The organism is Streptomyces sirii (assembly GCF_045690365.1).
Lineage (GTDB): Bacteria > Actinomycetota > Actinomycetes > Streptomycetales > Streptomycetaceae > Streptomyces > Streptomyces sirii.
The window spans coordinates 3,151,699-3,177,174 of sequence record NZ_CP147982.1; the positions used below are offsets into that span (position 1 = coordinate 3,151,699).

A 25,476-nucleotide genomic window follows, 5' to 3' on the forward strand; every position below is an offset into this window, starting at 1 on the left:
TCAGCTCGTCTCCTTCGCGACCCACGACAGGTAGTCGGCGCCGCCGCGAGTGATCGGGGTGGCGATGATCTCGGGGGTGTCATAGTCGTGCGCCTGGAGGAGATAGCCCTCCAGCTCCGTGTAGCGCGCTTGCGCCGCCTTGAAGAGAACCTGCCACTCCCGGCTGGTCTCGACCGCGCCGTCCCAGCGATACACCGAGGTCACCGGCGCGCTGATCTGCGCACAGGCGGCGAGCCTGGCCGCGATCGCCCCGCGCGCCAGCCGCTCGGCCTTCTCCTCGCTGTCGGTGGTCGTCATGACGGTCAGGAATCCTGTGCCCTGCCCGGCCGGTCCAGGCGGTCCGGACGGTTCGCTCAGGGCTGTGGGGTCGGCCACGGTGGCGCATCCTTCGCAGTGGGGGGACATTCGCAGTGGGGCGTGGGACGCCGGGACGTGCCACGGGGACCGTCCCGGGCCGCATCGTACGGACCGCGATGATCATCGCGTAAGTGACGGGCCGCCCTGCACCGGTATGCACCCGGACGCCCGGGACCGGTTCCCCGGTTCGCCCGGGGGCGCCCCAGGTTTGTCCGGGGCCGATTCCCCGTTCGCTCGGGGACGCTCCCCCCAGTTCACCCGGGGCCGATTCCCCGGTTGCGTCCACCCGCGCAACGGCAACGATGGAGAGGAAGCCCGCCGCCACGGACGCGAAAGGGCAGCATCATGGACGACCTCTCCGCACTCACCCGCTACCAACTCGACGACGCCCGGGCCTCCGCCCACGGGCGCAGCGCCCACCTCTTCCTGCACGACGGACCCTTGCGGCAAACCGTGATCGCTCTGATCGCGGGCGCCGCGCTGGACGAGCACAACGCGCCACCGGCAGCGAGCCTGCAGGTGCTGCACGGGCGCGTCCGGCTGACCGGGCCCGGCGGCGGCCAGGAGCTGAAGGCGGGTCAAGTCGCCGCGATCCCCCACGAGCGGCACGGCTTGCAGGCCATCGAGGACTCGGCGGTGCTGCTCACGGCCGTGACGGAAGTGCCGGCGCGGACCCACCGGGCGGTCCCGGCGGGGGCGGGGGCGAGGGCGGCGCGGAACTAGGGGGTGTTCCGGCGATCACGGACGGAGGCGGATTGCTCACGCTACGGCGTGGCCAGGTCGGCAGCCTGGTGCTGCAGTGTGGCCGACTTTGCCCATCACGCTTCGTCGTCCGGGTGGAAGACGTCCTCGATCGTCCGGCCGAAGACGCGTGCGATGCGGAAGGCGAGCGGGAGGCTCGGGTCGAAGCGTCCGCGCTCGATCGAGATGACGGTCTGCCGTGAGACACCGAGCTCCTCCGCGAGACGTGCCTGGGACCATCCGCGCTGGGCACGCAGGGACGCGAGCTCGTTCTCCATCAGCAGCTCCGTCGCTTCTCAACGAGGTAGCGGACAGCCGTATCGACCAGCATGAGCACGAGGACTCCGCCCAACGCCGCGCTGCCACTGATGTCCAGCCCCGTGACGACGACGGCGGACAGCGCGATGCCGCAGGCCGCGTAGGTGTCGGTGCATGCCCCGCTGGTGGCGTTCGTGATCCAGCGGCTTTCGACGTTCTCCTCGGCATGGCGGTCGGGCGAGACCGTATAGCGAGAGACGAGGACGAACCACGACAGGGACAGACACGGCCCCAACATCGTGGCCGCGAAAACCCCGAAGGTGAGCGCCTCGCTCTCCTCGCGGAACAGTGCTGCCGCGGCGCCGAAGGCCGTCGCCAGGACCACTCCCACCACGGACATGAGGACGTAGGCGCCGACTGGGGCCTTCTGCCTGCCAGTTGCGATGTTGCGCGTGTTCGACATAGCGGCGAGTCAAGCGTGCTTGACATTGAATGTCAAGCGAACTTGACATTCAGTCGCACATCGGGAGCACCCCCCCCCACTGGCACATCACCCCCGCCAGACGACTTTCGAGTATTCACATTTTTCTGAATGTTATGTAGTCTCTGGTGCATGACCAGTCCGAGTACCAGCCCGAGTACCAGCCCGCGCCCCAAGGTCCAGCTGACCGGGGCGCCGGAGACCCTCCTCGCCACGCTCTACGGGCGCGCCGCGGACAGTCGCTCGAAGCGGCCGATCCTCGGCGACACCATGGCGCTCGACACCGTTCGGCGGCTCGACTACGACTTCCGGAAGATGCGGCTGAACGCCGGCGACGCGGCCGGAGTCGCGCTGCGTGCACGGCAGTTGGATGTCTGGACGGCGGGCTTCCTCGCGCGGCACGACGAGGCGACGGTGGTGCATCTGGGCTGCGGCCTCGACACCCGCGTGCACCGTCTCAACCCGGGCCCGGGGGTCCGCTGGTTCGACGTCGACTTCCCCCAGGTCATAGAGCTGCGCAAGCAGCTCTATCCCGAGCGCGCCGGGTACACCATGATCCCGTCGTCGGTGACCGACCCGGCCTGGATGGAGCGCATTCCGACGGACCGACCGACGATGATCGTGGCCGAGGGGCTGCTGATGTATCTGGCCGAGGAGGACGGTACGGCGCTGCTGCGGCGGCTGATGGCCCACGCGCCGAGCGGCGAGCTGGCCTTCGACGCCTTCAGCCCGTTCGCCATCCGCACGCAGTGGATCAACAGGATCGTCGTCAGGGCCGGCGCCCGCCTGTACTGGGGCACCGACGCCGCGGGGATCGCCGCGCTGAGCCCGCGGCTGGAGATCGTCGAGAACGTCAGCGCCCTGGAGGTCCCGGGCATCGAGAAGCTGCCGGCGGCCTACCGACTCGGCGCGCGGGCCTGGGCGAAGCTGCCCAAGGTGCGGGACATGGCGCGGATGTACCACTGTCGGTTCTGAGCGCTCCCGGGGATGTACCGCTATCGCGTTCACCCGGGCCCGGCAGGCGGAGTTCGGCTTCACCCAGCCCCAGTACTGGCTGCTGCGCAACCTGTCGAAGAACGACATCTCGCCCGACGGCCAGGGCATGACCATCCAGCGACACGGACTACGTCACCGCCCTGAAGGTGCTCCGGCAGATGATCCGGAACACCGGCGGTGCCATGGCCTAGCCGAGCGGCGCCGACGGACTGCCACCGGAGCTGGACTGGTCGAGGGCCGGTAAGGTGGCGCTCTTCGGGCGGCTTGGTGCTCCCGGAGTCCTAGAGGCGACCGCGTATGAATCTCCGCACCGTGACCGCTCGTTCCGACGCCGCGACAGCGGTACGCCACGTGTGGCGGCTTCCCGTTGCCGATGCCGTGCGGGGGCAGCGAGCCCTTTGGTGGAGCGTCGGACCCGCCGGGGAGCTTGCGGTCCTGTTGGTCCACCGGCGACACCTCGATCACACCCGTTACGTCAAGGGGTGGATCGGGTGGGGGCCGAAGGTCCCGTTCACGGGTGAGTTGGTCACCGTTACGGGGCGGGAGGAGCGGCGCATCCCGGTGAAGGACATCCGGGTGCGGCCCAGTCACCTCGCGCTGCTCCCGGATTCCCGGTTCCTGCTGGTGGGCGGCCGTACGTTCCGGGACGAGGCCGACGGCCTCTGGGCGACCAACGCCGTGGTGTTCTCCGCATCCGGTACGCCCGAAGCCGAGTTCTGCGTCGGCGACGACATCCCCGCCCTGGTCACCGACGTCCACGGCGGCATCTGGGCGGCTTACGGAGACGAGGGCATCTACGGTGGTCACCCCGAGTCGGGAGCGGGTCTGGCGGGTTGGAACCCCCGGGGGCAGGCGGTCTGGTCTCCCGAGGGACGGCTGCCCGACCACCCGCTGGAGGGCTGCACCGCCGCGACCGAGGGCGATCAGGTCTGGCTCGTCTGGTACTCCGGCAGCAGCAAGGGCGGCACGTTCCTGACCCGGATCACTCCGTCCACCGGCGACGTGGTCAGCTACCCCAGCCCCGTCCCCGGACCGGACGGTTTCGCGGTCCGCGGCAACCGGGCCGTACTGACCCGCCGGAACCACAACAAGCGGTCCGTCGAGCTCATACGCGCCGAGTTCAACGGCACCACCTGGGCGGTGACCGGCCGCCACCGGCTTCGGGTGCCCGGCCGAGTCGTCATGCACTGCGGCCAGGGCCGTGACGGCTCCCTCTGGCTCCGCACCGGCAACACCTGGCTGCGCATAGAAGCATGAGGCCGGGCAGGGGGCACGAACCTGCGGCAAGGCACTCTGGCGCGGGGCCGTCCTCCTCAGACCGCGATCCACTGGTCGTAGGCCAGCTTGCACAGCAGGGCGACGACCACGACCACCAGCACCCCGCGGACGAACCCGGCGCCGCGCTTGAGCGCCATCTTCGCGCCGACCATCCCCCCGACGAGGTTGAACAGCGCCAGCAGCGCACCGAGTTGCCACAGCACGGTGCCCTGGATCGCGAACATGGTCAGCGCGCCGACGTTGGTGCAGACGTTGACGACCTTGGCGGTGGCGGACGAGGTGACCAGGTCCATGTGCAGCACGGCGGCGAGCGCGATGACGAGGAACGCGCCCGTCCCCGGCCCGATCAGGCCGTCGTAGAAGCCGATCCCCAGGCCCGCGATGAGGACGGCCGCCAGCACCCGCTGCCGGGTGACCGGCCCCGACGGCGCGGGCGCGGTCCCGAAGGCCGGCCGGAAGAGGATGAACGCGAGCACCGCCAGGAGCACCGCCATGATCAGCGGACGCAGCACCTCGCTGTTGATCCCGGCCGCGAAGAACGCCCCGGTCAGCGAGCCGGCGACCGCGGCCAGGCCGATGCGCAGCGCCGTGCGGAGGTCGATGGGCGCCTTGCGGACGTAGGTGACCGCGGCGGCGGTGGTGCCCACGATGGCGGTGGACTTGTTGGTGCCCAGGACGTAGGCGGCGGGCGTGTGCGGGAGGCCGACCAGCAGCGCGGGGAGCAGCAGCAGTCCCCCACCGCCCACCACGGCGTCGATCCAGCCCGCCGCGAGGGCGGCCAGGCAGAGCAGAGTCAGGGCGAAGAGCGATATGTCAGGGGGCACCGGGCGATCTTACGAACCGCGCACCGCTCTAGGCTCAGGATTATGGATGCTGAGACTGCTGACACCTCGTCCCGCTTCTCCATCGGCGGGGAACTGCCGGTCCGGCGGCTGGGGTTCGGGACCGGCGGGCTCGTCGGGCCCGGTTACTGGGGGCCGCGGTACGACGATCCGCAGCGCGCCGTCGCCCTGCTGCGGCAGGCCGTGGAGCGCGGTGTCACGCTGATCGACACCGCCGACAACTACGGCCCGGAGGTGGCCGAGGAGCTGGTGGCGCGGGCCCTGCATCCGTACGCGGAGGGGCTGGTGGTCGCGACGAAGGGCGGGGTGGTGCGGACCGGTCCCGACGTCTGGCACATCGAGGGGCGGCCGGAGCGGCTGCGCGCCATGTGCGAGGCGAGCCTGCGCCGGCTGCGCAGGGACACCATCGACCTCTACCAGCTGCACCGGCTGGACCCCGAGGTGCCGATGGCCGACCAGCTGGGCGCGTTGCGCGAGCTCCAGAGGGAGGGCAAGATCCGGCACATCGGGCTGGACTCCGTCGGCGCGGCGGAGCTGCGGCAGGCGCGGGAGCTGGCCCCCATCGCGTCCGTCCAGAACCGCTACAACCTGATGGACCGCGCCTCGGAGGACGTACTGGAGCTGTGCGAGGAGCGGGGTACGGCGTTCCTGCCGTGGTTCCCGTTGGGCAATGGCGCGTTGACGGGCGACGCGGGCGAGGCGCTGGGGGCGGCGCTCGGCGCGGTCGCCGCCCGGCACGGGACGAGTACCGGGCAGATCGCGCTGGCCTGGCTGCTGCACCGCTCCCCCGTATTGCTGCCCACCCCCGGTACGGGATCGCCCGCGCACCTCGACGAGAACCTGGCGGCGGCCGGAATCGCCCTGACGGACGCGGACATGGCGCAGCTGGACGTGGTGCCCGACCACGCATAGCCGTCGTAGCCGGCGGTTCAGGAACGGCGCGGGCCCCGGCACTTCGCGACGTGGTGCACCTGGGCGAGCGCGTCGGTCAACTCGACGGCCAGCAGGTGGATTTCGCCGGGCGTCCACCGGCGTGCGCCGAGGATGCGGCGGGACTCGTCGATGAGTTCGGCGGCCAGTCCGAGCTGGGTCTCTTCAAGGTTGTCGGCCATCCGGGACACGTAGCCGGTTCCGTCACCTACGACCAGGCAGCGCTTGCCCTCGGGGGTCGGCGGCGGCAGGAGTCGTGCGGTGTCGGTTGCGTCTGTCATGGCCAGTCTCCTGGGGATCGCGAGAGGTAACCGGATGTAGTCATTCGGTCACGTGGACAACGCAACTGCCAATAGAATTAGGCTGCTTGAACCTGAAGGTTCAAGCCGTTGGCTTGCCGTGTTTGCGCTGCGCGTTCACATGACGAGAGGTCAGGACGTTGGACGAGACCAGCCCATCCGAGCACTTGAATCCGCTTCAGCGCTTCGGCCGTGACGTCAGACAAGTACGTCTCGCCCGCAAACTCACGCAGAAACACCTAGGAACGGCCACGGGGTACTCCGAGGGGTACGTCAGCAAGGTCGAGTCCGGGACACTGCTGCCCAGACCAAGTGAGAAGTTCGCCAAGGGCTGCGACACCGTCTTCGGCACGGGCGAGTTATTCGCCGGGCTGCTGCGGCGGATCGACGACGGAGATCATCCGAGCTGGTTCGTCCCGTACCTCAACTTGGAACGGAAGGCATCGCGGATCCTGACCTACCAGACGAACCTCGTAGCAGGCATGGTCCAGACGGAGGACTACGCGCGGTCCGTCTTCCGAGTATCCAACCCTCGGGCCAGTGCGGAGGCGATCGAGGACAAGGTTGCCGCAAGGCTACGACGGCGTGAGGTGTTCGAGCGGGACAGTCCGCCGTTGCTGTGGGTCATCCTTCACGAAGCGTGTCTGCGAAGCGTCGTCGGTGGCGCCGAGGTCATGACCGGGCAGCTCGACTACCTGCTGGAGGCGGCCGCATCACCGAACCTGGAACTCCAGGTGATGCCGTTCTCGGTGGGTGTTCCGGCCACGTCCACTTTGCCCTTCATCGTGTTGCGCTTCCCCAACTCCCCCACGGTGCTTTACACGGAGACCCGGGTAGGGGCCAGGATGCACGACTCCGCACAAATGGTCGACGCCGCTCTGGATGACTACGATCTGCTCAGGGCGAATGCGTTGTCCCCGGACGAATCGCTGACCGCGATCAAGACTCTGCTGAAGGAGTACAGAACGTGATCCCCGACTTGGATCTGGCAGCCGCCGAGTGGGTCAAGTCTTCCTACAGCGAAGGAAACGGCGGGGACTGCGTCGAATTCACCCGCGACTTCGCCTGGGTCAAGTCCTCCTACAGCGAGGGCAACGGCGGGGCCTGCCTCGAATTCTCCCGCTCCCTCACCGCCCCCCACGGCCTAGTCCCCGTCCGTGACAGCAAGAACCCGGACGGCCAGGCGCTCATTTTTCCCGCCGGCGGGTGGAATGCATTCGTCACGGCCATCAAGCGCGGGGAGTTCCCCGCCTGAAGGGAGCTCCTGTGAACCTCCGCGACGACGCCCGCGGCCTCTCCGACGACCTCGTACGGCTGCGCCGCTCGCTGCACCGGATTCCCGAGACCGGGCTCGCCCTCCCCCGTACGCAGGAGGCGGTGCTGGCCGAGTTGGACGGTCTGCCGTTGGAGGTCAGCACCGGTGAGCGGCTCAGTTCCGTCACCGCGGTGCTGCGTGGCGGGCAGCCCGGCCCGGTCGTCCTGCTGCGGGGTGACATGGACGCGCTGCCCGTCACGGAACGTACCGGCCTGGACTTCGCCGCCGACAACGACCGGATGCACGCCTGCGGTCACGACCTGCACACAGCGATGCTCGCCGGCGCGGCCAAGCTGCTCAGCGCGCACCGCGACCGGCTGGCGGGCGATGTGCTGTTCATGTTCCAGCCCGGCGAGGAGAGCCACGACGGCGCGCGGCACATGCTGGACGAGGGGCTGCTGGACGCGGCGGGGCAGCGGCCGGCCGCGGCGTATGCGCTCCATGTGCTGTCCGCGGGGCTGCCCGGCGGCGTCTTCCGTACGCGTGGCGGCCCGGCGCTGGCGGCGTCCAATGTGCTGCGGGTGACGGTGCGCGGCGAGGGCGGGCACGGCTCGATGCCGTTCCGCGCCAAGGACCCGGTGCAGGCGGCGTGTGCGATGGTGACGGCGCTCCAGGCGTGGATCACCCGTACCTTCGACGTCTTCGACCCGGTGGTGCTGACGGTGGGCACGTTCCACGCCGGCACCCAGCAGAACGTCATCCCGGACACCGCGGTCTTCGAGGCGACCGTCCGCAGCTTCTCGGACGCCGCCCAGGCGCGGGTCAAGGACGGCACGGTGGAGGTGTGCCGGGGCATCGCGGCGGCTTACGGGGTGGGTGTGGACGCGGACTTCGTCGAGGGGTACCCGGTGACCGTCAACGACCACGCGGAGGCGGACTTCGCGGCGAACGCGGTCCGCGAGGTGCTGGGCGAGGAGCGGTTCGCGCCGATGACGCAGCCGCTGGCGGGCGCGGAGGACTTCTCCCGCGTCCTGGCCGAGGTGCCGGGCGCGATGATCCTGCTCGGCGCCCCGCCGGCCGGTGCCGACCACGAGCGCAGCCCCAACAACCATTCGCCGCTGGCCGAGTTCGACGATGCGGTGCTGGCGGACGGCGCGACCATGTACGCGGAGCTGGCGACGCGGCGGCTGAGCAAGGTGTGACGCCGGGCGGTGCGCGGGCGCCCGGCCCGGGGTCTGCGCCGGGCGGTGCCGCGGTGTTGCTACGGCACCGTCCCGGGCCCCGGCGGGCGTCGCCGGCAAGGCATCTCATGCCGGACAAGTCCGCATCGACTGCCCGGGATGCGCACGGGGAGTGGGCTGAATTCCTGAGGCGGGAAAGGCCGTTGTGAGCTTTGCCGTTCCCGTCGCCGGGGGCCTGCCGAGGAGCCCTTCGGGCCCGGGACCACGATCAACCGTGGGTACACTCGCCGACCATGTGTGAGGCCAGCAAGCGTAGAAAACGCCAGGAAATACCCCATTCTCGCCCCTGTGGAGGGGCTTGTTCCGGGCGTAGAAAGGGTGCGCGGACCGGCCCCACCGCGGTCCCCGCGTGAGGCGCCGCTCGAATCGGGGCCGGCATGCGCAGTCCCGTGATCCGCGCGGACACTGGCTGCTGCTGATCCTCGTCCTGCCTGTGATGTTCGGTGCCCTGCTCTTCGAGGGCTGGACCACCCATGAGGTCGACGCCGCGAAGATCCGCAGCGACTGCACCACCCCCGTACCGCGGGAGGTGGCCAGGGGCGGCCCGGTGCTGCGGCTGGACGGCGGCAGGGCGCAGTCCGCCAGGATGCCCGCCCGTACCGTGGCGCTCACCTACGACGGTGGGCCCGATCCCGTGTGGACCCCGCGCCTGCTGGGGCTGCTGCGCAGACACCACGCGCACGCCACGTTCTTCCTGCGCGGCGCGCAAGCGGCCCAGTACCCGGATCTGGTGCGGCGCATCCGGGCCGAGGGGCACGAGATCGGCTCGAACACCTACACCGGCGCCGTCATGGGGGCGGCCTCGCCCCTGCGGGCCGGGATGGAGCTGTCGCTGACGCAGAAGGCGCTGGCGGGCACCGCGGGCATCCACACCAATCTGCTCCGGCTGCCGCAGACCACGACGGCGGACACCATGTGCGGCGCCGAGTGGAAGGCGGCGCAGCACGCCGCGGCGGAGGGCTACACGCTGGTCGCGGCCGACCAGTGGTTCCGCAAGCCCTCGCAGGGCGTGGTGCGGCAGTTCGGCCAGAACGACATCGCCTATCAGGAGACGGCGAAGCTGCTGGGCAACCGGCAGGTCAAGCGGTTCACCACCGTGACGGACGGGGCGGGCCTCCCCGCCTCCGACCGGTCGGTTTCCACCGTCGAGCGCTGGCTGGGCACGGGGCTGATCTGGGCCAAGGCGCTGGGGTTGGCGTTCGTCGGCGGGATGACCTGGGTGCTCTGGATCGCGGGCGCGCTGGGGGTGCTGCGGCTGCTGATGCTCGTCCTGTTCGCCCGTGCCCACGTCAGGCGGCTGACGCGGTTCCGTCCGGGTGCGCCGCGGCTGCGGGAGGTGGTCGAGCCGGTGACGATTCTGGTGCCGGCCTACAACGAGGAGGCCGGCATCGAGTCCACGGTCCGTTCGCTGCTCGCCTCGACACACCCGTATCTCCAGGTCATCGTCATCGACGACGGGTCGACGGACAGTACGGCGGACCTCGCCACATGGATCGACGACCCGCGTGTGGAGGTGATCCGGCAGCCCAACGCGGGCAAGGCCGCCGCGCTCAACACCGGTCTGTCGTACGCCCGGTACGACATCGTGGTCATGGTCGACGCGGACACCGTCTTCGAGCCGGACGCCATCTACCGCCTGATCCAGCCCCTGGCCCACCCCGCCGTCGGTGCGGTCAGCGGCAACACCAAGGTGGGCAACCGCCGTCGACTGCTGGGCAGATGGCAGCACCTGGAGTACGTCTTCGGCTTCAACCTCGACCGCCGGATGTTCGAGGTGCTGGAGTGCATGCCGACGGTCCCGGGGGCCATCGGCGCCTTCCGCCGGGACGCGCTGATGGGCGTCGGCGGCGTCAGCGAGGACACCCTCGCCGAGGACACCGACCTCACGATGGCCCTGTGGCAGGCGGGCTGGCGGGTGGTCTACGAGGAGTCCGCGATCGCCTGGACGGAGGTCCCGACCTCGCTGAGCCAGCTGTGGCGGCAGCGCTACCGCTGGTGCTACGGCACGCTCCAGGCCATGTGGAAACACCGCGGCGCCACCGTCGAGGTGGGTCCCGCCGGGCGCTTCGGCCGACGGGGGCTGAGCTACCTGACGGTCTTCCAGGTCGCGCTGCCCCTGCTCGCACCGATCGTGGACGTCTTCGCCCTGTACGGGGCGCTCTTCCGCGGCCCGGCGCTCTCGGCCGGGGTGTGGCTCGGTTTCCTCGCGGTCCAACTGGCCTGTGCGGGATACGCCCTGAGGCTGGACGGGGAACGGCTCAGGGCGCTGTGGGCGATGCCCTTCCAGCTCTTCGTCTACCGGCAGCTGATGTACCTGGTCGTCATCCAGTCCGTGGTGGCGTTCCTGCTCGGCACCCGGTTGAGGTGGCAGCGGATGCACCGCTCGGGCACCGCCGCCCAGCACATCGGGCAGCCGGCCGCGTACCAGAGCCTGACCTCGCGGTGAGCGCGCTGCCACCGTTGCCGGGCGGACCGGGGCATTCTGCCTTCCTCCGGAGCGAAACGGTGCGCTTTTGTGCAGATCCTCAGTGCATTTGGTGAGGGGAAGGTGAGCGTGCAGACTGCCGCGCATGACTGATTGGCTGGGCGGGTCATACGACGGGACTCCCTACGGCGATGCAACGCCGTTGACGTACCTCGGCACCGGCGAGGTCGGTGCCGGATATGCCGGCACCGGCGGGATCGGCGAGGGGCGGATCAGCAGCGGTCAGGTGTGGAGCCCGGACGGGTGGCCGGTCGAGGTGTACCCGGCGTCCGTGCAGCCGGCCGGCGGTGCCCCGCCCCTGCCGCAGACCACGGTCACCCCGCTCGGGTACACCGTCCCCCCGGTCCGTCCGGGCGGCGGTGGCGGCCACGGCCCCTCCAGGGGCCGGGCCCCGGCCGTTCCTCCCACGCGTCGCCGGCGGCTCACCAGGGCGGCGGTCCTGGTGCTCGGCGTGCTGGTCACCGCGTCCGCCGGCACCTATGTGTGGGCCGATACCAGGCTCCACAAGGAGGTCGATCTCGACAGGATCACAGACCGGCCGGCGACGGGCGCGGGCACCAACTACCTCATCGTGGGCTCCGACAGCCGTGCCGGCCTGTCCGGACGGGAGCGGAAGGATCTGCACACGGGGGGTTCGGCCGATGCCGGCCGCCGTACCGACTCGATGATCCTGCTGCACACCGGAGCGCACGGCACGACGATGGTGAGCCTGCCGCGTGACTCCTGGGTGACCGTTCCGGCGTACGTCCGCCCCGAGACGGGCATGCACTACCCCGCGTCGAAGGACAAGCTCAACGCCGCGTTCTCGCTCGGCGGCCCCGAGTTGCTCGTGCGGACCATCGAGCAGAACACGGGGCTGCGCATCGGTCACTACACCGAGATCGGCTTCGCGGGTTTCGTCGGCATCGTGGACGCGGTCGGCGGGGTGCCCATGTGTCTGGACAAGGACGTCAAGGACGAGAAGTCGGGCGCGGACCTCAAGAAGGGCTGCCACACGCTCGACGGCCGCACCGCGCTCGCCTTCGTCCGCCAGCGTCATCAGGAGGCCCAGGGCGATCTGGGCCGGAGCCGCAACCAGCAGAAGTTCCTTGCGGCGCTCGCCCGCAAGACCGCCGCCCCGGGCACCCTCCTCGATCCCTCCACGGTCTACCCGACCGTGAGCGCGGGGCTGGACACGCTCGTGGTCGACAAGGAGACCGGCCTGCCGGATCTCACCTCGCTGTTCGAGGCGATGAAGGGCGTCACGTCCGGTCACGGCGAACAGCTCAACGTCCCGGTCTCCTCCCTCGGCTTCGCCACCCCCAAGGGCAGCGCCGTGAAGTGGGACCTGCCGAAGGCGAAGCGGCTCTTCAGCGAGCTGCGCAACGACCAGCCGCCGTCCGCGGTCAGGGGCTGACCGCGGACGGCGGGCACCCGGCCGTCGGGCCGCGTGCCGGCGTACGTGCCGCGTGCTGTCGAAGGGCCGAAAATCCACGCCCCTTCGGGTGTTCGTGATCGGTAGTGTCGTCGGTCATGCGCCTTCTGATTCTCGGCGGTACGTCATTCGTGGGCCGCACCATCGTGGAGGACGCCCTGCGCGGCGGGGCCGAGGTGACGCTGTTCGGACGGGGGAAGACCGGCCCGGAGCTGTTCCCCGGGGTGGCCCGGCTGATCGGCGACCGGGACACCGGTGACTACCGTGCGCTGGGCGACGGCGGCTGGGACGCGGTCGTCGACGTCAGCGGATACGTCCCCCGGCACGTCGGGCAGGCGATGGACGCGCTGGGCGACCGGGTCGGGCGGTATCTGTTCGTCTCCAGCCATGCGGTGTACCAGCGGACGGGAGTGGGGCCGGGCTCCGACGAGGACACCCCGCGCCGGGCGCCGGTACGCGACACCGAGGAGCTGACCGAGGCCACCTACGGTCCCTGCAAGGTGGCCTGCGAGGACGATGTGCTGGCCCGGTACGGCGAGCGCGCGACGATCGTGCGTCCCGGCAAGGTGGCGGGGCCGTTCGACACGGCGGACTCCTTCGTCTACTGGGTGCGCCGGGCCGCGCGCGGCGGGCGGGTGGCGCTGCCCGCCGATCCCGCACAGCCGGTGCAGATCATCGACTCGCGCGATCTGGCCCGCCTGGTGGTGCAACTGCTCGTCGACGACCGCCCGGGGGCGTTCCACGCGGTGGGGCCCGCCGAGCCGACGACGCTCGGCGGGCTCATCGGGACCTGTGCGCGGGTGGCGGGCACGGAGGTCGAGATCGTCCGGGTGCCGGGTGACGACCTACCGCCGCTCTTCCCCCTGGTACGTCCCGACTGGTCGACCCAGCAGCGCAGTTCGGCCCGCGCACGGGCGGCGGGCATGCCGGCGACCTTGCTGGAGGTGACCGCGGCCGACGTGCTGGCCTGGGACGTCGGGCGCGGCGAACCGCCGTTGCGGGCCGGGTTCACGGACGAGGAGGAGCGGGCGCGGCTGGGCGCGCTCGGCCTCCCTGGTTCTTAACCCCCGGTCAGGGGATCCTCAACGGCACCTCAAAGAACCGGAATAGGGGCGTCGGTCCGGCTCGATGCGGTCTTCGCCACCCTCACCCACCTCACCGGGCTGCTCGCGGGCTACGGCGTCCTCGCGATGCTGCTGTTGATGGCGCGGGTGCCGGCCGTCGAACACGGCGGTCAAGGCGTGCGGGGACCACACCCGGCGGATCCGCCGGATGCGGCCGGGCGTACGGGTGCTGGCCACCGGGCCGTTCGGGGCATACCCTGCCGGACCCGCAGGCCGCAGGCCGCAGGCCGCAGGCCGCAGGCCGCAGGCCGCAGGCCGCAGGCCGCAGGCCGCAGGCCGCAGGCCGCAGGCCGCAGGCCGCAGGCCGCAGGCCGCAGGCCGCAGGCCGCAGGCCGCAGGCCGCAGGCCGCAGGCCGCAGGCCGCAGGCCGCAGGCCGCAGGCCGCAGGCCGCAGGCCGCAGGCCGCAGGCCGCAGGCCGCAGGCCGCAGGCCGCAGGCCGCAGGCCGCAGGCCGCAGGCCGCAGGCCGCAGGCCGCAGGCCGCAGGCCGCAGGCCGCAGGCCGCAGGCCGCAGGCCGCAGGCCGGTAAGGACCATGGTCAATCGAAGACGTTGCGGTTCTGGCGCACGAAATCGGCGAAACCGAGGGCCTCGCGGCCCGTGAGGTCGGGGACGGTCGACGTGACGGTCTCGGCACCGCCGTCGCGGTAGGCGCGGGCGACCTCTATCAGCGCGTCGACGTGGAACTCCGGCATCCCGCGACTCAGCATCGCCGCGCGCGCCTCGTCGTCGGGCAGGCCGACATAGCGCACCGGCTTGCCGAGGACGTCGGAGAACTCCTCGGCGGCTTCGGCGTAGGTCAGTGCCTTCGGCCCGGTGAGGTCGTAGACGCAGCCGTCGTGGCCGTCGGTGGTGAGGACCCGCGCTGCGACACGGGCGATGTCGCCGACGTCGATGAAGCTGATGGGTGCGGTGATCAACGGGAGGCTGAACTCCCCGGCCTCGCGGATGGACGGCTGGCGCAGGAAGTTCTGCAGATAGAAGTTGGGGCGCAGGATCGTCCAGGGCAAGCCGGAGGTGAGAAGCGACTGCTCGACGGGCTGATGCAGCCGGGCGATCGCCGAGAGTCCTTCGTCGGCCCGCCAGACCGACAGCTTGACCACCCGGACACCCGCCGCACGGGCGGCTTGCAGCATGTTGAGTTCGTGCGTCGTCTGGGCGGGGCTCGTCGCGCCGAGGAGGAATACGGCCTCGATGCCGTCGAGTGCGGGACCGATCGTGTCCGGCACGGCCAGATCGAGCGTCACTGCCCGACCGCCCGACTCGATCACCCGAGCCGTGGTGTGCGGATCACGGTAGGCCGCGCGCGCGGCCACGCCGTCGGCATGAAGGCGAGTGAGGAGAGCCGTTCCGACGTTCCCACTCGCACCGGTCACCAGAATCATCGTCGCATCCTCTAGATGAATGAGTCCAAGGGGTGCTGTTGCGGTCAGTGATCGTAGGCGGTCAGTGACCGCTTGATGGGCTGCCCGGTCTTGTCGTTGTGCCAGATCGCCACCGTGAGCGCAAGGATCCGGCACAAGACCCGGGCCGCCACCCCTGTCGGGCTCTTGCCGCCGTGTCGTTCCAGGTCGAGCTGCCCCTCTCGTTCTAAGTCCGCAGGCCATCCCATGGATTCATTCATCTAGCGGGTACGGGCGCGGGCGCGGAGTACCTCGTGGTACTCCTCGACCGCTTCCCCCAGCGCTCCCAAGCGGTCTCGCATGCCACCGGACGTGCGTGTTTCCACGAGGGTCCGCAGGACGTAGTCGGGCGAGAACCCCGCCCCGAAACCATCGGGGGTGTTGGCACTGATCAACGGCTCGTTGGTGAACACCGACTCCTCGTCGTCGGAGTGTTGGTAGGTCCAGCGGCACGGCCAGAGCCGCAGCGCGGTCTCTCCGACGTACCTGACCGCGCCCTCGAAGAACGCGTCTCCGGCCGCCGCCTCCAGTGCGGCGGGGCCATCGAAGCGGTCCAGCACCAGCCGTTCCAGCGCCGCGAGCGAGTCCAGCGAGTGGTCGAAGGGGAAGTCGTCGGGCAGATGGGCCGTCCGCCACCGCTCCAGCGCGGCGTCCATGGGCGCGAGCCACTCGTCGAGACACCGGCGGGACTCCTCGCTCGCATGCAGGCGGTCGTCCTCCGTGTACCACGCGGGCGTCTCGGGTTCCGCCGTGGGGATCCCGTCACGCGCCCGGTTGCCGAGGTCCACCGGCATCGGCAGACCGAACTCCTTCAAGCCCTCGGCCTGGTCGGGCGTCAGCAGGAGCCACCAGGCGTCATAGGAGTCCTCTTCCAGCTGGTAGAAGGCCCGGGGATCGTCGTTGCCGGGCACGAGGTCGCCGATGATGTCGAAGGCGGTGTTCCAGTCCATGTAGCGGTAGTTGTCCGAGGGGTCCCTCGTCTGGTGCCATATCGACCGCCCATTGCGCCGGAAGTGCAGGTACTCGGCTCCGTCTGCGACCTCCACCCGCTCGACCTCATCGACCACCACCGATCCGCCCGTGCTCGCCGCTATCTCGAGCACCATCTCCTCGAGATCGACACCCATCTTTTCGGGCGTCTGGAAGCCGAGGCCGTCGCAGAAGTCGAGGAGGCAGGTCAGCTCGTCGGCGTCCTCGGCGTCCTCGAATTCCTCGTCGAGGTCCATGCCGATGCCGGCCGCCTCCGCCAGGCCGGCTGCGGTCTGTTCCTCCGTCGCTATGCCCAGCCGGACCAACGTCTCCGCAAACCCCTGAAGGGTGCGTGGTATTGGGTTGTCCATGGCAGCACCCTCGCACATTCCGGCCGCCGCGCGGCACGGATCTCCCGCTAGGGGGTGTCCGATGGGTCAGGGTCGGATAGGCCGCGGCGTCTGGTGCGGTGCATCGCAAGGCGCCGGAGCGTCTTGATAGCGGAGCTATCGGGACGTTTCGGCAACGCCGCGAGGTGCCGTGCCAGACGCCGCGGACCCGGCCATGACCCATCGGACACCCCCTAGATGAATGAGTCCATGGGATGGCCTGCGGACATAGGACGAGGGCGTCCAAGTACGGCTACTGCGCGTCGCACTCACGGTACTTCTGGGGGCTGCGGCTGCACCTGGTGTGCACACTCGGTGGGCTGCCGATCCTGTTTGCTCTCACCGGCGCGAAGGCCGACGAGCGCGAGACACTGCGCGACATGCTCGATGCCGCGCCCGATGTCGAAGCAGCCCACCCGGGCAGACGATCATCGGGGACAAGAACTACTACGGCCGGGAGTTCGAGTGCGACCTTGCCGGGCGTCACCTGGAGTTGCTGCGGCCGGCCCGCAGGGGGAGGCCGAGCGGGCGGGGGCACATCTGTTCAAGCCGCTGCGGCAGGTCATCGAGTCGATCAACCAGACCTTCAAGGGGCAGCTCGACCTGGAACGACACGGCGGCAAGAGCCCGACAGGGGTGGCGGCCCGGGTCTTGTGCCGGATCCTTGCGCTCACGGCGGCGATCTGGCACAACGACAAGACCGGGCAGCCCATCAAGCGGTCACTGACCGCCTACGATCACTGACCGCAACAGCACCCCTTGGACTCATTCATCTAGGCGAGAGCAGTGAGTGCGCCAAGTATCGGAACGTACCACCCTGGGATGGACGCGGGCAGGCCAACAGTGGTCTTGAGGCCGGGCGTTCAGTGGACGTCCGCCCCAGCGGGGCCCCGGTCGCGTTCTTAGAAGCCTCTTAAGCCGCGGGACTATCCAGTCCTCATGACATCCGATCTCCCCAACTCCCTTCAGAGGACCGGCCGTAGCCGCCGCACCGCCGCAACGCGCGCGCTGGCCGCCTCCCTCGCGCTCACCGCGACCGCGCTCGGCGTCTCCGGATGCGACAGCGCCGCCGCCGGCACCCTGAAGGGCAGCCGCCTCGAACTGCCCGTCGGCGGCGGTACCGCCGTCATCGACACCGACTCCCTCGCGGTGACCGCGCGCACCGGCGACGGGCGGCGGATGGTGCTGTCCGAGGCGGCCGGCGGCGGGCTCGGCAAGCCGGGGCCGGTGACGCGTACGGCCGACGGCGCGCGCTGGAGCTACCCCGCCAAGGGGCTGAGCGTGACGGCCGGTGCGGAGCGCGGGCGGCTGCGGATCAGGCTGCGTGCGGACCGTGACGGGTCGGTCGGCTGGCCGGTGACCGGCACCGACCGGGCCGCCTCCGCGGTGCAGCTGCCGCGCGGCGAGGGGCTGGACATCCCCGTGCGGGACGCCTTTTGGAACTCCGCCGAGGAGAAGGGCGGGCTGGCCGGCAGCACGGTCGACGTCGGCGGCGAACTGTCGCTCCCCCTGTGGGGCTACTCCATGGGCGGTGGGGCGGGCGGCTCCGGCGGCCGGCACGGCGTCAGCTACCTCACCCCCACCGACATCGGTACCTCGCTGCGCTTCGCCTCCACCGGGGGCCGGCTGCGCGCCACCGCCACGCACGCCTTCGACGCGGGTGAGGGCACCCGTGACTACGAGGTGACCTTCGCCCTCACCGACGGCAACCCGGTGGCGCCCGCCGCCGACTACCGCTCCTACCTCTCCCAGCACGGCCGGCTCGGCAGCCTGCGCCGGAAGATCCGGCAGAATCCGGCCACCGCGAAGCTGCTCGGGGCGTTCCACGCCTATGTGTGGGGCGAGGCCCGTACCGCGGCCGGCGTCGACAGGCTGAAGCGGCTCGGCGTGGACCGGATGTGGCTCGGTTACGACTCCGGGCCGGGTCCGATGAACGCCGCGGCGGTGCGGGCCGCGAAGAAGGCCGGCTATCTCGTCGGTCCGTACGACACCTTCGCCAACGGGCAGGACCCCAAGACCGCCGACAGCCCCACCTCGGTCTGGCCCGGCCGGGTCTACCCCGACTTCTGTGTGCGCGAGGCGGACGGCAGCCCGCAGACCGGGTTCGGGGGCCGCGGCTGCTATCTCAGCTCGCGGGCCTTCGAGAAGGCCGAGCCGGGCCGGCACTACCTCGCCGACCGCACCCGCTCGATGGTCGCCAACGGTGCGGACAGCTACTTCCTGGACGTCGACGCGACGGGTGAGCTGTTCCGCGATCACGGGGCGGGGCACGAGATGACCAAGGCGGGGGACCGCGAGATGCGGCTGGCTCGTATGCAGCGACTGTCGAAGGGCCTCGTCCTGGGCTCGGAGTCCGCCCAGGCCTGGGCGAACGAGGTGCTGGCGTACGACCACGGGTCGGGCACCCCGGTCGCCGGCGGGCTGTGGAAGCTGGAGCGCGACAAGGAGAACTGGGGCGGCTACTTCCCGGAGAAGGCCCCGAAGGCCTTCTTCAAGCCGGTCCGGCTGCCCGCGGAGGTGGCCAAGGCCATGTACGACCCGAAGTACCGCGTGCCCCTGTACGAGACGGCGCTGCACGGCTCTCTGGTCAACGTCGAGCGCTGGGAGCTGTCGTACGAGAAGCTGCCGGACCAGCAGACCACCCGGGCGCTGCTCGCGATGCTCTACAACACCCCGCTCAACCATGTCCTGGACGGGCCGACGCTGACCCGCAACGGGCCGCGGCTGGCCGCGCTGCAGAAGTACTTCTCGCCGCTGCACCGCGCCGCCGGCACCGAGCGCATGACGTCCTTCCGGTGGCTGACCGGCGACCGCACGGTGCAGCGCACGGTCTTCGGCGACGGCACGCTGACCGTCACCGCGAACTTCGGCACCCGGGCGCAGGGCGGCCTGCCGGGGGGCTGCGTCGATGCCGAGCTGCGTACGGACCGGGCGCCGCGCCGGCTGTGCCCGGCGAACCCGGGCGGCTGACCCGAGCGGGGGTGACGGGGCGGGGCGGGCGGGGCCTCACACGGCGGCCGTGCACGTTCTGAGGGCAGCGTTCCGCCCGGGAAACAGAGCAGATGCGGGCGGGTAACAGCCGGACCGCACGCTGACGAGCATGACCACCACGCACCCGCACCCCGACGCCGCACCAGGCACGATCCCCACCATCGCTCTCATAGGCCACGGCATGGTCGGCCAGCGCTTCCTGGAGGAGCTGGCCGACCGCGGTGTCACCGAGCGTGCACGGGTGGTCGTCCTGTGTGAGGAGCCCCGCCCGGCCTATGACCGGGTCCAGCTGACCTCGTACTTCGCCGGCCGGAGCCCGGAGGAGCTGAGCCTTACCGATCCGGACTTCATGGCCCGGCACGGTATCGAGCTGCACCTCGGCGACCCGGCCACCGCCATCGACCGCACCACCCGCACGGTCACCGCCCGCTCCGGGCTGACCGTCCGCTACGACACGCTGGTGCTGGCCACCGGCTCGTATCCGTTCGTGCCTCCGGTGCCCGGCAAGGACAGCGCGGGCTGCTTCGTCTACCGCACCATCGAGGACCTGCTGGCCATCGAGGAGTACGCCAAGAACTCCCGCACCGGTGTGGTCGTCGGCGGCGGCCTGCTCGGCCTGGAGGCGGCCGGCGCGCTCAAGGGGCTGGGGCTGCGCACCCACGTCGTGGAGTTCGCGCCTCGGCTGATGGCGCTGCAGGTCGACGAGGGCGGCGGCCGTGCGCTGCGCCGCCGCATCGAGGACATGGGCGTGCAGGTGCACACCGGCGTCGGCGGCAAGGAGATCGTCGCGGACGAGGCGGGCGCGGTGACCGCCATGGGGCTGTCCGACGACTCCCGTATCGAGACCGATCTGGTGGTCTTCTCCGCCGGGGTCCGCCCCCGCGACCAGCTCGCCCGGGACTGCGGGCTGCCGGTCGGCCAGCGCGGCGGCATCATCATCGACGAGCAGTGCCGGACCGACGACCCGGCGGTCTACGCGATCGGCGAGTGCGCGCTGGCCGTCGACGGCCGGGTGTACGGCCTGGTCGCGCCGGGCTACGACATGGCGCGGGTGACGGCCGGCGCCGTCGCGGAGCGGCTCGGCGACGGCTCCGGGCAGCTCGCCGGGTTCACCGGCGCCGATCTGTCCACCAAGCTCAAGCTGCTCGGTGTGGACGTCGCCTCGTTCGGCGATGCGCACGGCGCCGCCGACGGCTGCCTGGACGTGGTGTACTCCGACGCGCGCAGCGGCGTCTACAAGAGGCTGGTGATCGGCGCCGAGGGCGAGCTGCTGGGCGGTGTGCTGGTCGGCGACGCCGACGCGTACGGCATGCTGCGCCCACTGACCGGCACCGTTCCCCCGGTGGCGCCCGAGCAACTGGTGCTGCCCGCCGGTGCGGGCGCGCCCGCCGCGCTCGGCCCGGACGCACTGCCCGGCGACGCGGTGATCTGCAGTTGCCACAACGTCACCAAGGACGCCATCCAGGCCTGCGAGACCCTCCCCGAGGTCAAGAAGTGCACCAAGGCCGGTACCGGGTGCGGCAGTTGCGTGAAGATGATCGGCAAGCTGCTGCCGGACAGCGGCGACCAGAGCCTGTGCGCGTGCTTCCCGCACACCCGCGCCGAGCTGTACGAGATCGTCCGGGTCCGCCGGATCGCCTCCTACGCCCAGCTGCTCGACGAGCACGGCCGACAGGAGGCGCGCGGCGGCGAGGGCTGTGAGATCTGCAAGCCGGCGATCGGCTCGGTCATCGCCTCCCTCGCGCCGGCGGTCGGCGCCGACGGCTACGTCCTCCAGGGCGAGCAGGCGGCCCTTCAGGACACCAACGACCACTTCCTCGCCAACCTCCAGAAGAACGGGTCGTACTCGATCGTCCCGCGCATCCCGGGCGGCGAGATCACCCCGGAGAAGCTCATCGTCATCGGCGAGGTGGCGCGCGACTTCAGCCTCTACACCAAGATCACCGGAGGTCAGCGGATCGACCTGTTCGGCGCTCGGGTAGATCAACTGCCGGTCATCTGGGCGCGGTTGGTGGACGCGGGCTTCGAGTCGGGACACGCGTACGGCAAGGCGCTGCGCACCGTGAAGTCGTGTGTCGGCGAGACCTGGTGCCGCTACGGCGTGCAGGACTCGGTCCGTATGGCGATCGATCTGGAGCTGCGCTACCGGGGACTGCGCGCCCCGCACAAGCTGAAGTCGGCGGTCTCCGGGTGTGCGCGGGAGTGCGCGGAGGCCCAGTCCAAGGACTTCGGCGTGATCGCCACGGCGAACGGCTGGAACCTGTACGTGGGCGGCAACGGCGGGGCCACCCCGCGCCATGCGGACCTGCTCGCCCAGGACCTCAGTGACGCCGAACTGATCCGGCTGATCGACCGCTTCCTGATGTTCTACATCCGCACCGCCGACCGCCTGGAGCGCACCTCCACGTGGCTGGAGCGGATCGAGGGCGGCCTGGACCACGTACGCGATGTCGTCGTCCACGACTCCTTGGGGCTGTGCGACGAACTGGAGGCCCTGATGGCCGCCCATGTCACCCACTACCGCGACGAATGGTCCGAGACCCTCGCCGACCCCGAGCGGCTGGCCCGCTTCGTGTCCTTCGTCAACGCACCCGACGCCCCGGACCCGTCCGTCCGCTTCGTACCGGAGCGCGACCAGGTCAAGCCGGACCTGACGCTGCTGGCCGGGCCGACCTTGGCAGTACGCACTCTGGAAGGGACTTCCGCCTGATGACCACTGCGATGACCACCGCAACCGTTCCCGCCACCGCGCCCGGTGCCGTCGCCGCGGCGGCCGGCACGGTCGAGGTCCACTGCCCGCAGGGCGACTGGCTCGCGGTCTGCACGCTGGACGCCCTCACCCCGGGGCGCGGCGTCGCCGCCCTCCTGCCGGACGGCGCCCAGGCCGCGCTCTTCGTGGACCGCTCCGGCCAGATCTACGCGATCGGCAACCGCGACCCGTTCACCGGCGCCCAGGTCCTCTCCCGTGGGCTGACGGGCTCCTTGGGGGGCCGCCCGTTCGTGGCGTCGCCGCTGCTCAAGCAGCGCTTCGACCTGGCGACGGGGGAATGCCTGGACGATCCGGAGGTGTCGGTGCCGGCGTACCGGGTGCGGGTGCGGGCGGGGGGCTGAGCGGGCGCCGGGCACCCGGACCGGGGAATGCGCAACCACACGGTTGCACCTCCTGGCCTTACGTGCAACCATTGGGTAGCACGTAAGAAGGATGCGCGACACGCAGAGCGCGACAGGAGGACCACCCCCATGAGCACGCACAGCGCCCACGCCACCGGTGAGGATCGCAACCGAATCGAGCGGGAGATCAGCATCGCCGCGCCCGTAGAACGGGTCTGGGCGGTGCTGACCGAGCCCGAGCACGTCGGCTCGTGGTTCGGCCAGGGCGAGCCCGCCCCGATCGACCTGCGACCGGGCGGCATCATGCACCTCGACCACGGCGAGTACGGCCAGTTCCCGACCACCATCGTGAAGGTCGACCCGCCGCACTACTTCTCGTACCGCTGGGCCAGCGCCCACCCCGGCGAGGTGGCGGTCGAGGACAACTCCACCCTCGTCGAGTTCACGCTCACGCCGGAGGGCGACGGCACCCGCCTGCGCGTCGTGGAGACCGGCTTCGAGGAGATCGTCATCCCCGAGGAGCGGATGCCGACCGCCGGATACGAGAGCCACTTTGCAGGCTGGTCCGGCCAGGCCGAGAACATCAAGCGGTACGCGGAGCGGCTCGCGGCATGACGACGGACGAAGGAGCGGGTGCGGGCCGGGAGTCCGGGGCGCCCCAGGGTCGGGAGTCCGGGGCGGGCGCGGACGCCGTGGCGGAGGTGTTCGCCGCGCTCGCGGACCCGACCCGCCGCCGGATACTCGACGCCCTCGCCGCGCACGGCGAGGCGACCGCCACGGTCCTGGCGGCCGAACTGCCCGTCAGCCGGCAGGCCATCGTCAAGCACCTGGGGATCCTGGACCGGGCCGGGCTGGTCGCCGGACACCGTGAGGGCCGGGAGGCGCGCTACCGGGTCCGGCCGGAGCAACTGGGAGTCACCGCCCGGTGGATGGACCGGGTGGCCGCCACCTGGGACACCCGGCTCGCGGCCATCAAGCGCCTGGCCGAAGAAGGCTGACGCACCGACGGACGGGGCCGCGACGCCGACCCGCACGGCATGGAAAAATCCGGATTCATGTACGAGCAGCAGTCCGCCCCGCAGCAGCAGCCTGGGCAGCAGGTCCCGCCGCCCCCGCATCCGTATCAGCAGCCCGCTCAACAACAGGCGTATCAGCCCTACCAACAGCAGCCATACCCGCACCAGCAGCCATACCCCCAGCAGGGGCCGTACCCGCAGCAGGGGCCGCAGCACCCGTACCAGCAGCAGGCACCGCAACAGGCGCCGCAACACCCGTACCAGCAGCAGCCGGGCCCGTACCAGCAACCCGCTCCGCACCAGCCGCACCCTCCGGTGGCGGCCACCCCGCACATCCCCCGCGAGGCCAACGACATGCGGCGGCTGGGCGCCGTCCTCCTCGACGGGCTGCTCACCCTGGGCGCCGCGCTCATCGCGATGCGCGCCGCCGATCGCGCCGGCCTGCCGGACATGCAGGTCCTCTACGCCACCCTCGGCGCCGGCTTCGGACTCTCGTTCCTCAACCACGTCGTGCTGACCCGCATCGGCGGCGCGAGCATCGGCAAGTTCGCCGTCCGCACCCGCGTGATCCGCGAAACGGACGCCAGCCGTCCGCGGCTGCCGCGGCTGTTCCGCCGCTGGCTGGGCGGCTATCTCTTCATACTGGTCTGGATCATCGCCGCCTTCTTCGACGCCGCGGAAGGCCCCGAGGACTTCTGCGGGATCCGTCTGGTCCGCTTCCGCGATCTGCGGGGAGCCGGAGCCGGTTCGACGCCCGGTCGCTGACGGGGCGCGGGCGAGGTTCGGACGGGCTGCAGACGGGACGACGCGGGCGGGATGCGGGCGGGGTTCAACGTACGGGCTTCGCCCGGGAGTCGGTCACTCCAGCCCGGACGCATCGAACACCGCCCGCGCACCGTCGTGATCGATCCGGTCCGCCAGCGCCTGCATCGGTACCGCACCGCAGCGCAGCCACCCGTGCTCTCGGGAGCGGCGTACGCCCCGCTCAAGGCGGTGCCACAGCAGCGGATTCGCGGTGAGCACCTTGGGGTCCAGCTCCACCCGGCCGCCCAGGGCGTCGCGCAGCACCAGGCGCGGGGCCACCCCGTCGCCGCGGCGGACGAGGACGAGCAGATCGGTGCGGACCGTGCGGGTGCGCACCGGTCCGCGGGAGGCCAGCCAGTGCTCGCCGGCGGTCACCCGTGGCGGGTAGAGGACCGTGAACAGCACCAGCGCGACGGCCGTCCAGCAGAGCGCGCGCCACGGAACGAGGGTCCCGTTGGCGAGGTCGACCAGCAGCATGACGGTGAACAGCCCGGCCGTGCACCAGATCGCCGCTCGCAGCTCGGGCAGCCAGGTCCGGTCCCGGACGGGCTCGCCGCGGCGCACCGGCGGTGGAGGGACGGCCGGCCGGACACCTCGTCGTCCGTCCGCCGCCCGTCCCGCCGCGGCCCTTCCCAGCGTCGTCCGTCGTGTCGCATCCGTCTCACCCGTCCCTCCGGCACCGGCCCGGTCGGCCCCGCCGTCTCCGCCATCGCCGTCGTCCCCGTCGTCCTTCGTGAAATCGGGCCCCAGGCCACGTCGCCGTCCCATGCGTGGACGCTAGGGCGGTGCCCCGGGCGGCCGGGGGTCGTTTGCACGGCGCTGACGCGGCCCCCTCGAACCTTGACGCGGCGATGACGCGACATTGACGCGGACGCCGAAAAGCGGCCACCGCGGACGCCAGAACCGGCCGCGTTCCCCGGTGGCACGGCCCGAGAACGCCCGCCTCCCCGTCAAGAACGCGTGAAGAACACCCTTTCGCCCGCCAAGGAGCCGCCAAGGCCCGCAGACGGCGGCCACCGCGGCCCGCACGCTGGCCTGGTCCAGCACAGCGCCACGGTGCCGTACCGAGTTACGGCCGCCGTGCCGTACGGAGG

The 25,476-nt window shown here is 71.0% G+C and carries 24 protein-coding genes and 3 pseudogenes; 18 read left to right on the plus strand and 9 right to left on the minus strand.

Annotated elements, in window-relative coordinates; genetic code table 11:
* Entirely contained in the window at positions 1-375 is a 375-nt protein-coding gene (gene cutA, locus WAB15_RS14260; RefSeq protein WP_407286485.1) for a divalent-cation tolerance protein CutA, read from the minus strand.
* A 327-nt stretch (positions 376-702) separates the two neighbouring features.
* Here cutA and WAB15_RS14265 point away from each other — a divergent pair, with 327 nt between their 5' ends.
* Positions 703-1,080 (plus strand): cupin, encoded by a 378-nt coding sequence (locus tag WAB15_RS14265; RefSeq protein WP_399147861.1) that lies wholly within the window; start codon positions 703-705, stop codon positions 1,078-1,080.
* A 95-nt stretch (positions 1,081-1,175) separates the two neighbouring features.
* Here WAB15_RS14265 and WAB15_RS14270 read toward each other — a convergent pair whose 3' ends face one another.
* Together WAB15_RS14270 and WAB15_RS14275 are read right to left on the minus strand one after the other, a co-directional pair.
* Positions 1,176-1,376 carry a helix-turn-helix transcriptional regulator gene (locus WAB15_RS14270; RefSeq protein ID WP_399147860.1) on the minus strand — a complete coding sequence of 67 codons (201 nt, stop codon included), beginning with the start codon at positions 1,374-1,376 and terminating at the stop codon, positions 1,176-1,178.
* The gene (locus WAB15_RS14275; RefSeq protein WP_399147859.1) at positions 1,376-1,819 is read right to left on the minus strand and encodes a hypothetical protein; all 444 of its coding nucleotides are present in this window, start codon (positions 1,817-1,819) and stop codon (positions 1,376-1,378) included. The genes WAB15_RS14270 and WAB15_RS14275 overlap by 1 nt, the downstream gene beginning before the upstream one ends.
* A gap of 150 nt (positions 1,820-1,969) precedes the next feature.
* Between WAB15_RS14275 and WAB15_RS14280 the strand changes: the two genes are divergently transcribed.
* The 3 genes and pseudogenes from WAB15_RS14280 (at position 1,970) to WAB15_RS14290 (ending at position 4,090) form a co-directional block, all read left to right on the plus strand.
* Positions 1,970-2,812, plus strand: a complete 843-nt coding sequence (locus WAB15_RS14280) for a class I SAM-dependent methyltransferase (RefSeq protein ID WP_407286486.1) — start codon at positions 1,970-1,972, stop codon at positions 2,810-2,812.
* A 22-nt stretch (positions 2,813-2,834) separates the two neighbouring features.
* A pseudogene (locus WAB15_RS14285) lies at positions 2,835-2,948 on the plus strand (MarR family transcriptional regulator); the annotation flags it as partial.
* Between the two features lie 197 nt (positions 2,949-3,145).
* Positions 3,146-4,090, plus strand: coding sequence for a hypothetical protein (locus tag WAB15_RS14290; RefSeq protein ID WP_407286487.1), 945 nt, complete (start codon positions 3,146-3,148; stop codon positions 4,088-4,090).
* A 56-nt stretch (positions 4,091-4,146) separates the two neighbouring features.
* Here the strand turns inward: WAB15_RS14290 and WAB15_RS14295 are convergent, their stop codons facing one another.
* Complete coding sequence (locus tag WAB15_RS14295; RefSeq protein WP_399147856.1) at positions 4,147-4,935, minus strand: sulfite exporter TauE/SafE family protein; 789 nt, start codon at positions 4,933-4,935, stop codon at positions 4,147-4,149.
* Between the two features lie 42 nt (positions 4,936-4,977).
* Between WAB15_RS14295 and WAB15_RS14300 the strand changes: the two genes are divergently transcribed.
* Entirely contained in the window at positions 4,978-5,865 is an 888-nt protein-coding gene (locus WAB15_RS14300; RefSeq protein ID WP_407286488.1) for an aldo/keto reductase, read from the plus strand.
* Positions 5,866-5,882: 17 nt separating this feature from the next.
* Here the strand turns inward: WAB15_RS14300 and WAB15_RS14305 are convergent, their stop codons facing one another.
* Positions 5,883-6,164 (minus strand): hypothetical protein, encoded by a 282-nt coding sequence (locus tag WAB15_RS14305; RefSeq protein WP_407286489.1) that lies wholly within the window; start codon positions 6,162-6,164, stop codon positions 5,883-5,885.
* Positions 6,165-6,322: 158 nt separating this feature from the next.
* On the opposite strand from WAB15_RS14305, the gene WAB15_RS14310 reads away from it, so the two are divergent.
* The 6 genes from WAB15_RS14310 to WAB15_RS14335 all read left to right on the plus strand — a co-directional run bounded on the left by WAB15_RS14310 (position 6,323) and on the right by WAB15_RS14335 (position 13,641).
* Positions 6,323-7,153 (plus strand): Scr1 family TA system antitoxin-like transcriptional regulator, encoded by an 831-nt coding sequence (locus WAB15_RS14310; RefSeq protein ID WP_407286490.1) that lies wholly within the window; start codon positions 6,323-6,325, stop codon positions 7,151-7,153.
* Positions 7,150-7,437, plus strand: a complete 288-nt coding sequence (locus WAB15_RS14315; RefSeq protein WP_407286491.1) for a DUF397 domain-containing protein — start codon at positions 7,150-7,152, stop codon at positions 7,435-7,437. The genes WAB15_RS14310 and WAB15_RS14315 overlap by 4 nt, the downstream gene beginning before the upstream one ends.
* 11 nt (positions 7,438-7,448) lie before the next feature.
* Positions 7,449-8,639: a M20 family metallopeptidase gene (locus tag WAB15_RS14320; protein WP_407286492.1), complete on the plus strand. Its 1,191-nt coding sequence runs from the start codon at positions 7,449-7,451 to the stop codon at positions 8,637-8,639.
* Between the two features lie 388 nt (positions 8,640-9,027).
* Positions 9,028-11,124: a bifunctional polysaccharide deacetylase/glycosyltransferase family 2 protein gene (locus WAB15_RS14325; RefSeq protein ID WP_407286493.1), complete on the plus strand. Its 2,097-nt coding sequence runs from the start codon at positions 9,028-9,030 to the stop codon at positions 11,122-11,124.
* 124 nt (positions 11,125-11,248) lie between these two features.
* Positions 11,249-12,559: an LCP family protein gene (locus WAB15_RS14330; protein ID WP_407286494.1), complete on the plus strand. Its 1,311-nt coding sequence runs from the start codon at positions 11,249-11,251 to the stop codon at positions 12,557-12,559.
* Between the two features lie 116 nt (positions 12,560-12,675).
* Positions 12,676-13,641: an NAD-dependent epimerase/dehydratase family protein gene (locus WAB15_RS14335; protein WP_407286495.1), complete on the plus strand. Its 966-nt coding sequence runs from the start codon at positions 12,676-12,678 to the stop codon at positions 13,639-13,641.
* A 597-nt stretch (positions 13,642-14,238) separates the two neighbouring features.
* Here WAB15_RS14335 and WAB15_RS14340 read toward each other — a convergent pair.
* From WAB15_RS14340 to WAB15_RS14350, 3 genes and pseudogenes are all read right to left on the minus strand, one after another.
* Positions 14,239-15,084, minus strand: a complete 846-nt coding sequence (locus tag WAB15_RS14340) for an SDR family oxidoreductase (RefSeq protein ID WP_407286496.1) — start codon at positions 15,082-15,084, stop codon at positions 14,239-14,241.
* 44 nt (positions 15,085-15,128) lie between these two features.
* Positions 15,129-15,284: pseudogene (locus WAB15_RS14345) on the minus strand (IS982 family transposase); the annotation flags it as partial.
* Between the two features lie 39 nt (positions 15,285-15,323).
* Positions 15,324-16,442: a hypothetical protein gene (locus tag WAB15_RS14350; RefSeq protein ID WP_407286497.1), complete on the minus strand. Its 1,119-nt coding sequence runs from the start codon at positions 16,440-16,442 to the stop codon at positions 15,324-15,326.
* Positions 16,443-16,702: 260 nt separating this feature from the next.
* On the opposite strand from WAB15_RS14350, the pseudogene WAB15_RS14355 reads away from it, so the two are divergent.
* From WAB15_RS14355 to WAB15_RS14385, 7 genes and pseudogenes are all read left to right on the plus strand, one after another.
* Positions 16,703-17,204, plus strand: a pseudogene (locus WAB15_RS14355) (transposase); the annotation flags it as partial.
* Positions 17,205-17,399: 195 nt separating this feature from the next.
* Positions 17,400-19,430 (plus strand): glycoside hydrolase, encoded by a 2,031-nt coding sequence (locus WAB15_RS14360; RefSeq protein ID WP_407286498.1) that lies wholly within the window; start codon positions 17,400-17,402, stop codon positions 19,428-19,430.
* A 130-nt stretch (positions 19,431-19,560) separates the two neighbouring features.
* Positions 19,561-22,161 (plus strand): nitrite reductase large subunit NirB, encoded by a 2,601-nt coding sequence (nirB, locus tag WAB15_RS14365; RefSeq protein WP_407286499.1) that lies wholly within the window; start codon positions 19,561-19,563, stop codon positions 22,159-22,161.
* Positions 22,161-22,562: a nitrite reductase small subunit NirD gene (nirD, locus tag WAB15_RS14370; RefSeq protein WP_407286500.1), complete on the plus strand. Its 402-nt coding sequence runs from the start codon at positions 22,161-22,163 to the stop codon at positions 22,560-22,562. The genes nirB and nirD overlap by 1 nt, the downstream gene beginning before the upstream one ends.
* Before the next feature lie 129 nt (positions 22,563-22,691).
* A complete protein-coding gene (locus WAB15_RS14375; RefSeq protein WP_407286501.1) occupies positions 22,692-23,177 on the plus strand; it encodes an SRPBCC family protein in 486 nt (161 codons plus the stop codon).
* A gap of 77 nt (positions 23,178-23,254) precedes the next feature.
* Positions 23,255-23,560, plus strand: a complete 306-nt coding sequence (locus WAB15_RS14380; RefSeq protein ID WP_399147942.1) for an ArsR/SmtB family transcription factor — start codon at positions 23,255-23,257, stop codon at positions 23,558-23,560.
* 57 nt (positions 23,561-23,617) lie between these two features.
* Complete coding sequence (locus WAB15_RS14385) at positions 23,618-24,343, plus strand: RDD family protein (protein WP_407286502.1); 726 nt, start codon at positions 23,618-23,620, stop codon at positions 24,341-24,343.
* 93 nt (positions 24,344-24,436) lie between these two features.
* Here the strand turns inward: WAB15_RS14385 and WAB15_RS14390 are convergent, their stop codons facing one another.
* Complete coding sequence (locus tag WAB15_RS14390) at positions 24,437-25,150, minus strand: hypothetical protein (RefSeq protein ID WP_407286503.1); 714 nt, start codon at positions 25,148-25,150, stop codon at positions 24,437-24,439.
* Between the last annotated feature and the right edge of the window lie 326 nt (positions 25,151-25,476).